Raw genomic sequence first — 11,839 nt, 5'->3', positions numbered from 1 at the left:
GAGGAAAGGCTTATGGTTACTGCAAAATGAAGCAGCCAAAGTTTACCTTTGGCTGCCGGGAATTCAGGATTTATGCCGATTATCAGGTAAGAATATGGTCAACATGCCAAGAAGTGGCAGGAAAGCACAGATTTTATAAACTAACTCGATACTGGTATGGTCAGCGATAAGCCCCAGAACTGCGGCTCCAAGGCCACCCATGCCAAAAGCAAAACCGAAAAAGAGCCCGGAAACCATGCCGATACGCCCCGGCAACAGCTCTTGCGCATAAACCAGAATGGCAGAAAACGCAGAGGCGAGGATAAATCCAATAATCACCGTCAAAACCCCCGTCCAGTGCAGGCTTGCGTACGGTAAAATAAGCGTAAAAGGCGCAACGCCGAGGATAGAGCCCCAAATCACATATTTTCGACCAATCTTATCGCCAACAGGCCCGCCAATCACCGTCCCCGCCGCAACGGCAAACAGGAAGGCAAACAGATGAAGTTGGGCATTCTGGATGGATAATCCGAATTTTTCCATCAGATAAAAGGTGTAATAGCTGCTGATGCTCGCCATATAGAAATATTTCGAGAAAATCAGCACTAACAGTACGCAAACAGCCAGCACGACCTTATTTCGTGGCAGCGGATTGATTATTGGCGCTTTCGGCTTGCCTTTACTCATTCGGTGCTGCGCAGAGTACCAGCGGCTGATTTGCGCCAACACCACGATTGCCAGCAGTGCCGCCAGTACAAACCATGCAACGTTGCCTTTGCCATAGGGGGCGATGAGCACCGCCGCCAGCAAAGGCCCCAACGAACTGCCAAAGTTACCGCCGACCTGGAAGATGGATTGCGCCAGACCATGACGTCCGCCTGACGCCATACGTGCCACGCGGGAAGATTCCGGATGAAAGACCGACGAACCGGTACCGACCAGCGCCGCCGCCAGCAACACCGAGCCAAAACTGCCCGCCAGAGCCAGCAATACCAGGCCGCTTAAGGTAAAGCACATGCCAATTGGCAACGACCACGGCATTGGGTATTTATCTGTCCAGTAGCCGACGACCGGTTGCAGCAGCGAAGAGGCGAGCTGGAAGGTGAGGGTTATCAGCCCAATCTGCATAAACGTCAGGGAAAACTCTGACTGTAAGAGCGGATAAATCGCCAGAATCAGCGATTGGATCATGTCGTTCAGCAGATGCGAAAGGCTGATAGCGCCTAAAATGCCAAACGATGTGCGAGCCTTAGTGGTCGATGCAGCCGCGCCCGCCACAGGCTGGGTTTGTTCACTCATTGCCATAGGAAAGTCACTTTTTTAGGGTTGCGATGTAAAGAATGATCTTATTTGTGATTATTACCCGACTAACATACCTGTATGCGCTGATTGAAGGAAGTCTCAATGTGGAAAACAGAATTTCCAATCTGGATGTAGATTTATCGTAACCGAACGCAGACTTGTCTATGATGTCGCGTCATACTAATTTTCAACACGTTATTATCTGGTCAGGGAGAGAAGTATGAAATTATTGCAGCGGGGTGTGGCATTAGCACTGTTAACCACATTGTCACTGGCGAGTGAAACTGCGTTGGCCTATGAGCAGGATAAAACCTATAAAATTACGGTTCTGCATACCAACGACCATCACGGTCATTTCTGGCGCAATGAATATGGCGAATACGGTCTGGCGGCACAAAAAACGCTGGTGGACGGTATTCGTAAAGAGGTCGCTGCTGAAGGCGGGAGCGTGCTGCTACTTTCTGGTGGCGACATTAATACCGGTGTGCCGGAATCCGATTTGCAGGACGCAGAGCCAGATTTTCGCGGCATGAATCTGGTGGGCTATGATGCAATGGCGATTGGCAATCATGAATTTGATAACCCGCTCACCGTATTACGCCAGCAGGAAAAGTGGGCAAAGTTCCCGTTGCTCTCTGCCAATATCTATCAAAAAAGTACCGGCGAGCGCCTGTTTAAACCCTGGGCGCTGTTTAAGCGCCAGGATTTGAAAATCGCCGTTATCGGTTTAACAACTGATGAAACAGCGAAGTTAGGTAACCCAGAAAACTTCACCGACATTGAATTCCGTAAACCTGCCGACGAAGCCAAACTGGTGATCCAGGAGCTGCAACAGACAGAAAAGCCGGACATTATTATCGCGGCGACCCATATGGGGCATTACGACAACGGTGAGCACGGTTCTAACGCGCCGGGGGATGTAGAGATGGCGCGCAGTTTGCCGGCCGGATCGCTGGCGATGATTGTCGGCGGACATTCGCAAGATCCAGTCTGTATGGCTGCGGAAAATAAAAAGCAGGTAGATTACGTTCCTGGTACGCCATGCAAACCGGATCAACAAAACGGCATCTGGATTGTACAAGCGCATGAGTGGGGCAAGTACGTTGGTCGGGCCGACTTTGAGTTTCGCAACGGCGAAATGAAAATGGTCAACTACCAGCTGATTCCGGTGAACCTGAAGAAAAAAGTCACCTGGGAAGACGGGAAAAGCGAGCGTGTGCTGTACACCCCTGAAATAGCTGAAAACCAGCAAATGATCTCGCTGTTATCGCCGTTCCAGAACAAAGGCAAAGCGCAGCTGGAAGTGAAAATAGGCGAAACCAACGGTCGTCTGGAAGGCGATCGTGACAAAGTGCGTTTTGTACAGACCAATATGGGGCGGTTGATTCTGGCAGCCCAAATGGATCGTACTGGTGCTGACTTTGCGGTGATGAGCGGAGGCGGGATTCGTGATTCTATCGAGGCAGGCAATATCAGCTATAAAAACGTGCTGAAAGTGCAGCCGTTCGGCAATGTGGTGGTGTATGCCGACATGACCGGTAAAGAGGCGATTGATTATCTGACTGCCGTCGCGCAGATGAAGCCGGATTCCGGTGCCTACCCGCAATTTGCCAACGTCAGCTTTGTGGCGAAAGACGGCAAACTCAACGACCTGAAAATCAAAGGCGAACCGGTCGATCCGGCAAAAACCTACCGCATGGCAACATTAAACTTTAATGCTACTGGCGGTGATGGTTACCCGCACCTTGATAACAAACCGGGCTATGTGAATACCGGCTTTATTGATGCCGAAGTGCTGAAAGCGTATATCCAGAAAAACTCGCCGCTGGATGTGAGTGTCTATGAACCGAAAGGTGAGGTGAGCTGGCAGTAATCTGAAAGTGCCGGATGCTCACATCCGGCACAATGCTTAATCGCGACGGGCGATATCAGCAAATTTAGCATCGAGGATCTTCGCCAAGTCGCCTGCCGCCAGTTCGATATCCAGCCCGCGTTTACCGCCGGAAACATAAATAGTGGCAAATTCTTGTGCGGGGGCGTCGATAATCGTCGGCAGACGTTTTTTCTGCCCTAATGGGCTAATTCCCCCAACCAGATATCCCGTTGAACGCTGCGCGACCATCGGATCGGCCATCTCTACTTTCTTGGCACCCAGCGCCTTTGCTACTTTTTTGAGATCTAATTGACCTGCGACTGGCGTGACGGCCACGGCAAGGTGTTTCATATCGCCATTCACTGCGACCAGCAGCGTTTTGTAGACCTGATCCGGATTCAAACCTAATTTTTTGACGACTTCATCGCCAAAATTGGTTTCTGCCGGATCGTGTTCGTAGGTATGAACCTGAAAAGAAATTTTGTTTTTTTCGAGTAATTTAACTGCCGGTGTCATCGTAATTTTCCTGCCTTAAACAAAAAAACGAAGCAAGCATACGCCTGATGGTGGTCCAAAAAAAAGTGCCATCTTGCCTAAGAGTATTGGCAGGATGGTGAGATTGAGCGACAATCGACTTACACCGTCGTTTAAAGCGACGGCATAATAATAAAAATATGAAATTCCTCTTTGACGGGCCAATAGCGATATTGGCCATTTTTTTAGCGCAACATTTGCGGCAAATTTCCTTCTCCATACAGATGTAAAGCACCGACCGCGACCACATAGCGCCCTGGCGGCATGGCATGCAGTTTATCCCGCCAGGCGAGATTTCTCTGGTGCATCAGGACATCGTACAGCGACTGACTGAACGTATTGGGCAGTGTTATTTCATTATTTTGTGGCGGTGCATTCAGCCACCAGCTCATCATTTGTTGCAGCAACCGTGCGTTGGTATGCCAGTGGGTCAGCGTATCGTCCAGCAGCGCCTGTCCTTTGTCGGGAAGCTGGAGCAACATGGCAATCTGGTTTTCTGCCCCTTCCAGTTCAATCACGGGTTTATGTTGTTGCTTCGCCGCCTGCAATAGCTGGTAATCGATACCGTATTCTGCCCGCAGCCCCAGCTTTTGCGCCTGCGTCGCCTGGAGAACCATCGCGATTTGCCACAACGGTTGGGTAGAAAACAGCGAAGGGGAAATGCCCATCTCCTGGCTGATATGTTGCAGGTTTTGCAATTGCTCCTCGCTGATACGCTCTTCCAGCGCCTCGCAGGCGGGCAAATTGGCGAATGGGGTATCGCTGGTGGAAACATCCGCCTCGACGATCAGCGCATCGGCGTTTTTGAGCTTTTTGAGCAAACGGGGGGGCAGGGGAGCCATATCGTGACTCCCCATATGAATACTGCCAATCAGATGAAAATGGCGATTGCCGGGGAGGGTTATATCGATGGCAGGCCAGGTGTAATGATTACCGCGCAGCGCGGCCCAAAGCGTTTTTACCCGGTACAACAGATCCATACGACCTCCCTTTGTGAAATATCATGCTAGCGCGCGGGGAGGGATGGCGCAAATAGAGTTATGAGGCTTGTTCAGTGGTAGCTTAAATATGATCGAAAAATTGTTTTTGCTTTGAAACGAAAGACTGCACGGGTGTTGGTGGCGTCAAAATCGCCGAGGCGTTCCCTGAAGGCCGGGGCAGCCCACATGGATGTGGGCTGAGGGCGCGTTTTACAGGGATGTTACCTCGCGCCCGACCCGGTAGCCGCAAGGGATAAGCTGAGGGTACCGCGCAGCGGCGATTTTGTTCGCCAGAGCCCGGGGGTGCAGGGGGCGGCGGCGATTGGCCGCCCCCTGCGCGCTCCCTGCGCCAGTCACTTTATATGGCATTACTCATAAAAGGAGCGCAACAAGAACTGGATCTCACAAACGCATTAAGTAAATACCAATCATTCCTTCGGTTTAAACCGCAGCAACCGGTTGGCGTTACTCACTACGGTAATCGACGAGAGCGCCATTGCCGCTCCGGCAACTACCGGGTTAAGCAGTGTTCCGGTGAACGGCCACAAAATACCGGCGGCGACCGGAATACCGATACTATTGTAGATAAACGCGCCGAGCAGGTTCTGCTTCATGTTGCGCAGCGTTGCACGGGAAATCGCGAGCGCATCCGCAACACCCATCAGGCTATGGCGCATCAGGGTAATCGCCGCGGTTTCAATGGCAACATCACTGCCGCCCCCCATCGCAATACCGACATCCGCCTGGGCCAGCGCTGGCGCGTCGTTAATGCCGTCGCCCACCATTGCCACCTGACGTCCTTCACTTTGCAGACGTTTGATCGCTTCGGCTTTACCGTCCGGCAGCACCCCGGCAATCACTTCATCAATTCCAGCTTCTTTGGCGATTGCTTTGGCGGTGGTTGGGTTATCCCCGGTCAACATCACCAGACGATATCCCGCTTTATGCAGACGTTGCAGCGCCGCCACGCTATCATTACGCAACGGATCGCGTACTGCCAGTAAGGCCACCGCTTTCCCGTCAACCGCCAGCAGCACAGGCGTTGCGCCTTGCGATGCCTGAGCTGAAATATCTGCTTCAATCGCTTTAGTATCGACTTGCTGGTCATTTAGCAACGCCTGATTACCCAGCAATAACGCATGACCTTCTGCTTCACCGCTCACGCCCAGCCCGCGCAATGTGCGGAAACCGTTGACCTGCGGTAGCTGCATATCGCCTGCTTTATCGAGGATCGCTCGTGCCAGCGGATGGCTGGAACCTTGCTCCAGCGCCGCCGCCAGACGCAGTGCCTGCGCTTCATCAACATCAGCAAATGTTTTTACCGCGACAACCTGCGGCTTCCCTTCGGTCAGCGTCCCGGTTTTATCGAACACGACGGTATCAAGCGTACTGGCGCGTTGCAGTGCGTCGGCGTCCCGCACCAGCACACCAAACTCAGCCGCCCGCCCGACGCCGGAAATAATCGACATCGGCGTCGCCAGCCCCAGCGCACACGGACAGGCGATAATCAGCACCGTGGTGGCGATCACCAGGGTATAGACAATCTGCGGTGCCGGACCAAAGAAATACCAGATTGCCGCACTGATCAGCGCAATAACCACCACTACAGGCACAAATACGGCAGAGATTTTATCCGCCAGCTGGCCGATTTCTGGCTTGCTGCTCTGGGCCTGGCGCACCATACGAATAATCCGTGACAGCGTGGTATGGCTGCCAACCGCACTGGCGCGAAACAGCACGCTACCGTCCTGAACCACTGTCCCGGCATGGACGCTATCGCCTTCGCCCTTTTGCTGCGGGATAGGTTCGCCCGTCAGCATCGCTTCATCCAGCCACGCTTCGCCTTGGGTAATTTCACCATCTACCGGCACGCGGTCGCCCGTCGTCAGGCGCAGTAGCATGCCTGGCTGAACTTCCGCCAGCGGCACGCTTTTTTCACCTTCGTCAGTAACCAGTCGCGCCGTCGGCGGGGTTAAATCGAGTAATTTCTCCAGCGCCTTTGAAGAACGCTGACGTGCGCGCGCTTCCAGCATATGACCGAGATTGATCAGACCGATAATCATCGCGCTGGCTTCGTAATAAAGATGTCGTGCTTCCATCGGGAACCACTGCGGCCACAGGTTGACGCTCATCGAATAGAGCCACGCCACGCCCGTACCCAGCGCCACCAGCGTATCCATCGTCGCCGCACCGTTGCGCAGGCTTTTCCATGCGCTGCGGTAAAAATGTCCGCCCGCGAAAACCATCACCGCCAGCGTTATCAGGCCGATAACCAGCCACAGGCTGCGGTTGTCGGCGGTAACCATCATGTTATCGCCGATCATCCCCCAGACCATCACCGGGATACCCACCGCCAGGGCGACAATCGCCTGCCAGCGGAAGCGCTTCATTGTAGCGATGGCGGTTTCTTGCTGGCGCTCACGACGTTTAGCGTCATCTTCAATTGCCTCTGCGCCGTAACCTGCTTTCTCCACCGCCTGGACTAAATCTTGTGGGGAGGCACTGCCCATCACCAGCGCAGTACGCTCCGCCAGGTTTACCCGTGCCTGGGTGACGCCCGGTACGCTTTGCAGCGCATTTTGTACGCGGGTGACACAGCTGGCGCAGCTCATGCCGCTCAGCAGCAACTGCTGGCTGTCATCGTCATCGGCGGTCGCTGCCGGAAGCTCATCAGAAACCGCTGTCAGTGCTTCCGACGGGATTGATGACTCCGCCAGCGGTTTAGCCTTTGGGTGGCTTACAGATGCGTCATAACCCGCTTGTTTGATGGTTTCGATCAGCTGTTCTGCACTGGCAGTGCCGGTAACGTGTGCTTCAGTGACAGACACATCCGCCTGCTCAACGTCCGGGCGCTGTTCGAGACTTTCTTTCACGCGTTTAACGCAGTGACCGCAGGACAGGCCGTCCAGGGTCAGGTCGATAGTTTGTGACATAACGTACTCCTTTAAGACAGTGTTGACTGACTGTGATAAAGGGTAAACCTTCCAGCAAGGGGAAGGTCAAGAAATTATTTATCAGCGAAATGAAAAGTCGGCAGAGATTAAAAAATTGGCGCAATTAGCATCAGAATTAGACATTTATCTCTTTGTTTTCCTTTATCTAAAGTACGGGTGCTAAGTTAAATCAGGATGCCTGAAAACTGGCATCGGGGTGAGGAAATACCTCCCGCATCTATAAAAAGGAGTTAACAAAAGATGTTAGATGCAAACAAATTACAACAAGCAGTGGATCAGGCGTATACCCAATTTCACTCACTTAGCGGCGGACAAAACGCCGACTACATCCCCTTTCTGGCGAATGTCCCCAGCCAACTGGCGAGCGTCGCTATCGTAACCTGCGATGGCAATATCTATAGTGCCGGTGACAGTGATTACCGCTTTGCGCTGGAATCCATCTCCAAAGTCTGTACGCTAGCCCTCGCGTTAGAAGATGTCGGCCCGAAGGCTGTACAGGATAAAATTGGCGCAGATCCCACCGGACTTCCCTTTAACTCGGTCATTGCCTTAGAACTTCATGGTGGCAAACCGTTATCACCGCTGGTTAATGCGGGGGCTATCGCCGCCGTCAGTCTGATTAAAACCGAGAATGCAGAACAACGCTGGCAGCGAATTTTACATATTCAACAACAGCTTGCAGGAGAACAAGTCGCGCTCTCTGACGAAGTCAACCAGTCGGAACAAACAACCAACTTCCATAACCGCGCTATTGCCTGGCTGCTGTACTCCGCCGGATATCTCTATTGCGATGCGATGGAAGCCTGTGATGTCTACACTCGCCAATGTTCCACGCTCATCAATACCGTGGAACTGGCGACGCTTGGCGCGACGCTGGCGGCGGGCGGTGTTAATCCGCTAAGTCAAAAACGCATTCTGCAGGCCGACAACGTGCCATACATTCTGGCCGAAATGATGATGGAAGGGCTGTATGGTCGCTCCGGTGACTGGGCGTATCGCGTTGGTTTGCCAGGAAAAAGCGGCGTTGGCGGCGGCATTCTGGCGGTAGTACCTGGCGTGATGGGGATTGCCGCGTTCTCCCCGCCGCTGGATGAAGACGGTAATAGTGTTCGGGGTCAGAAAATGGTGGCATCTGTTGCTAACCAACTCGGCTATAACGTGTTTAAGGGCTGATCATGATGAACGCGGAAGGTGATAACGGTAACAAACCCCTCGGGCTATGGAACGTCGTTTCCATTGGCATCGGGGCAATGGTGGGGGCAGGGATCTTTGCCCTGCTGGGGCAGGCGGCGTTGTTAATGGAAGCCTCAACCTGGGTCGCTTTTGCCTTTGGCGGCATAGTGGCGATGTTTTCCGGTTATGCCTATGCGCGACTTGGGGCGAGTTATCCCAGTAATGGCGGGATTATTGACTTCTTTCGCCGGGGATTAGGGAACGGCGTCTTTTCACTGGCATTATCCTTGCTTTACCTGATGACGCTGGCGGTGAGTATTGCTATGGTTGCCCGCGCATTTGGTGCTTATGCCGTGCAGTTTCTGCATGAAGGCAGCCAGGATGAGCATCTTATTTTGCTGTACGCGCTGGCTATCATTGCGCTGATGACTCTCTTCAACTCTTTAAGCAACCACGCGGTAGGTCGACTGGAAGTTATCCTTGTTGGCATCAAAATGATGATCCTGTTGTTGTTGATCATTGCGGGTGTCTGGTCGCTACAACCTGCGCACATTTCTGTCTCCGCGCCCCCCACTTCCGGCGCGTTCTTCTCTTGTATCGGGATTACCTTCCTTGCCTACGCGGGCTTTGGCATGATGGCGAACGCAGCGGATAAAGTGAAAGATCCGGCGGTCATTATGCCACGGGCGTTTCTGGTGGCGATTGGCGTTACTACGCTGCTTTACATCGCACTAGCGCTGGTACTGCTTAGCGATGTTTCGGCATTAGAGTTAGAAAAATATGCCGATACCGCGGTAGCGCAGGCCGCTTCTCCACTGCTCGGGCATGTGGGGTATGTGATTGTGGTGATCGGCGCTTTACTGGCGACGGCTTCAGCCATTAACGCTAACCTGTTCGCGGTATTTAATATCATGGACAACATGGGCAGCGAGCATGAACTGCCGAAGCTAATGAATAAATCCCTGTGGCGGCAGAGCACATGGGGCAACATCATCGTGGTGGTGTTGATCATGCTGATGACGGCGGCGTTGAATTTAGGCTCGCTCGCCAGCGTCGCCAGTGCCACTTTTTTGGTCTGTTACCTGGCGGTGTTTATGGTCGCTATCCGCCTGCGTTATGATATCCACGCCTCGTTGCCAATCCTCATCGTTGGCACGCTGGTTATGTTGTTGGTGATCATCGGTTTTATTTACAGCCTGTGGTCCCAGGGCAGCAGTGCGCTGATGTGGATTATAGGCGCACTATTACTAAGCCTTATTGTGGCAATGGTAATGAAACGGAATAAAACGGTATAAACCTTCTTGTGCGCAGTGCTTTCTGCACTGCGCTTTTATTTTTTATCATTAATTTAATCCCTTGCTTATGCTTTTAATAAATAATTCACACCAAAAAGATATATAGACGATAAAACTGTGATTTCTATCACTTCTTATCGTGGATTATTCTTAACGAGGATGATGGTAAACTAAAAGTCGTAGTGTATTCTTAATAAATAACGTATAAGCTTTTTCACTGCATTTCTTTTAATGGGGGAAGTAAAAACAAAAGAGATGCACAAGTTATTACCCTTCTTAAATAAAATGATGCTGGTTATAAAGATCAGTTAAAATAATGACCTGGAAGGAAGTGACTTATCTATGGCGCGATTACAATTAAAAAACCGTAAAAATAAAGGTCTGATATTTTTAATCAGTTTTATTGTGATGGGTGGAGACGCGCTTGCTGCGCCATTACCGCAATGGGCCAATGCTCCTGCGGTTACGCCGGTTGCCAGTTTATCGTTACAGGAAAGCATATTGCGTGCCTTTGCGCGAAACCCCGACGTCACCCAACAGGCGGCGCAGATAGGTATTGGTGAAGCGCAAATCGATGAAGCCAAAAGCGCCTGGTATCCGCACATCGGTTTAACGGGTAATGCGGGGCCTTCCCGGCAAACGGACTCCAGCGGCAGGCTGGATAACAACGTTTCTTATGGCATAACCCTGACGCAGCTGGTGTATGACTTTGGTAAAACCAGTAACGATATCAAACTGCAAACTGCCGCTCGTGACAGCTACCGCTTTAAATTGATGGCAACCTTAACCGACGTAGCCGAAAAGACGGCGACGACCTATATGGAAGTCAGTCGTTATCAGGCTTTGTGCGACGCAGCGCAACGTAACATTCACTCTCTGGAAAACGTCTACAACATGGCCGCACTACGCGCCAACGCCGGGCTTAATTCATCATCCGATGAGTTACAGGCGCAAACGCGTATAGCGGGAATGCGCTCGACGCTGGAACAATATCAGGCACAGATGACAAGCGCCAAAGCACAGCTGGCGGTGCTCACAGGCGTACAGCCGGAGGCGATAGCTTCGCCGCCAGCCGCACTAGCCGAACAGCCAGTGTCGCTAAAAAATATCGACTATCAGTCCATCCCGCTGGTACTGGCGGCAGAAAACTTACGCCAGTCTGCCCAGTACGGCGTGGAGAAAACCAAATCGCAATACTGGCCTACGCTCAGTATTCAGGGCGGCAAAACGCGCTACCAGACCAGCGACCGCTCGTATTGGGATGATCAGTTACAACTGAACGTCAACGCGCCGCTGTATCAGGGCGGCGCGGTTTCAGCCCAGGTGCAACAGGCCGAAGGGCAACAAAAAATCTCTGCTTCGCAGGTTGAGCAGGCAAAACTGGACGTGCTTCAACGAGCGTCGGTGGCGTATGCCAACTGGACTGGCGCACGGGGTCGTGAAGAGGCTGGGTTAGCGCAATCTGAAAGTGCGCACAAAACGAGAGATGTGTACCAAAATGAATATAAATTGGGTAAACGCAGCCTGAATGATCTATTAACCGTCGAGCAAGATGTCTTTCAGGCGCAATCGGCTGAAATAAATGCCAATTATGATGGCTGGGTCGCCGCAGTGAATTATGCCGCTGCGGTTAATAACCTTATTCCATTAGCGGGAATTAAACAGGGCTTATACAACGACTTACCCGACTTGAAATAATCCTGCCATTATTAATATCAGGTATGCATCGTTGTTGAGTGATTACCTTTG

8 protein-coding genes are annotated in these 11,839 nt (G+C 52.1%); 4 read left to right on the top strand and 4 right to left on the bottom strand.

All coding sequences use genetic code 11. From position 1 onward, the window contains the following. Positions 1–63: 63 nt before the first annotated feature. Positions 64–1,284, bottom strand: coding sequence for a fosmidomycin MFS transporter (gene fsr, locus FEK50_RS02200; protein WP_130206317.1), 1,221 nt, complete (start codon positions 1,282–1,284; stop codon positions 64–66). Positions 1,285–1,501: 217 nt separating this feature from the next. Here fsr and ushA point away from each other — a divergent pair, with 217 nt between their 5' ends. Further along, positions 1,502–3,154: a bifunctional UDP-sugar hydrolase/5'-nucleotidase gene (gene ushA / locus FEK50_RS02195; protein WP_130206319.1), complete on the top strand. Its 1,653-nt coding sequence runs from the start codon at positions 1,502–1,504 to the stop codon at positions 3,152–3,154. 36 nt (positions 3,155–3,190) lie between these two features. Here the strand turns inward: ushA and ybaK are convergent, their stop codons facing one another. The 3 genes from ybaK to copA form a co-directional block, all read right to left on the bottom strand. Further along, positions 3,191–3,670, bottom strand: a complete 480-nt coding sequence (gene ybaK / locus FEK50_RS02190) for a Cys-tRNA(Pro)/Cys-tRNA(Cys) deacylase YbaK (protein WP_130260288.1) — start codon at positions 3,668–3,670, stop codon at positions 3,191–3,193. A gap of 203 nt (positions 3,671–3,873) precedes the next feature. Beyond that, a complete protein-coding gene (locus FEK50_RS02185) occupies positions 3,874–4,668 on the bottom strand; it encodes a TraB/GumN family protein (protein ID WP_130206323.1) in 795 nt (264 codons plus the stop codon). 428 nt (positions 4,669–5,096) lie between these two features. Further along, positions 5,097–7,601, bottom strand: coding sequence for a copper-exporting P-type ATPase CopA (gene copA, locus FEK50_RS02175; protein ID WP_131160993.1), 2,505 nt, complete (start codon positions 7,599–7,601; stop codon positions 5,097–5,099). A 261-nt stretch (positions 7,602–7,862) separates the two neighbouring features. On the opposite strand from copA, the gene glsA reads away from it, so the two are divergent. The 3 genes from glsA to FEK50_RS02160 all read left to right on the top strand — a co-directional run bounded on the left by glsA (position 7,863) and on the right by FEK50_RS02160 (position 11,788). Next, positions 7,863–8,795, top strand: coding sequence for a glutaminase A (gene glsA, locus FEK50_RS02170; protein ID WP_131160994.1), 933 nt, complete (start codon positions 7,863–7,865; stop codon positions 8,793–8,795). A gap of 2 nt (positions 8,796–8,797) precedes the next feature. Continuing rightward, positions 8,798–10,090 carry an APC family permease gene (locus tag FEK50_RS02165; protein ID WP_131160995.1) on the top strand — a complete coding sequence of 431 codons (1,293 nt, stop codon included), beginning with the start codon at positions 8,798–8,800 and terminating at the stop codon, positions 10,088–10,090. Positions 10,091–10,432: 342 nt separating this feature from the next. After that, positions 10,433–11,788, top strand: a complete 1,356-nt coding sequence (locus FEK50_RS02160) for a TolC family outer membrane protein (RefSeq protein ID WP_130215513.1) — start codon at positions 10,433–10,435, stop codon at positions 11,786–11,788. Positions 11,789–11,839 lie beyond the last annotated feature (51 nt).

It is taken from the genome of Escherichia sp. E2586 (assembly GCF_005781105.1).
Lineage (GTDB): Bacteria > Pseudomonadota > Gammaproteobacteria > Enterobacterales > Enterobacteriaceae > Escherichia.
This window is presented reverse-complemented; position numbering and strand designations above follow the sequence as displayed.

Bases quoted from the DNA above. Each gene is read 5' to 3' on its own strand.
- FEK50_RS02185 (WP_130206323.1), bottom strand. From the start codon at position 4,668: ATGGATCTGTTGTACCGGGTAAAAACGCTTTGGGCCGCGCTGCGCGGT.
- copA (WP_131160993.1), bottom strand. From the start codon at position 7,601: ATGTCACAAACTATCGACCTGACCCTGGACGGCCTGTCCTGCGGTCAC.
- FEK50_RS02165 (WP_131160995.1), top strand. From the start codon at position 8,798: ATGATGAACGCGGAAGGTGATAACGGTAACAAACCCCTCGGGCTATGG.
- ybaK (WP_130260288.1), bottom strand. From the start codon at position 3,670: ATGACACCGGCAGTTAAATTACTCGAAAAAAACAAAATTTCTTTTCAG.
- ushA (WP_130206319.1), top strand. From the start codon at position 1,502: ATGAAATTATTGCAGCGGGGTGTGGCATTAGCACTGTTAACCACATTG.
- glsA (WP_131160994.1), top strand. From the start codon at position 7,863: ATGTTAGATGCAAACAAATTACAACAAGCAGTGGATCAGGCGTATACC.
- fsr (WP_130206317.1), bottom strand. From the start codon at position 1,284: ATGGCAATGAGTGAACAAACCCAGCCTGTGGCGGGCGCGGCTGCATCG.
- FEK50_RS02160 (WP_130215513.1), top strand. From the start codon at position 10,433: ATGGCGCGATTACAATTAAAAAACCGTAAAAATAAAGGTCTGATATTT.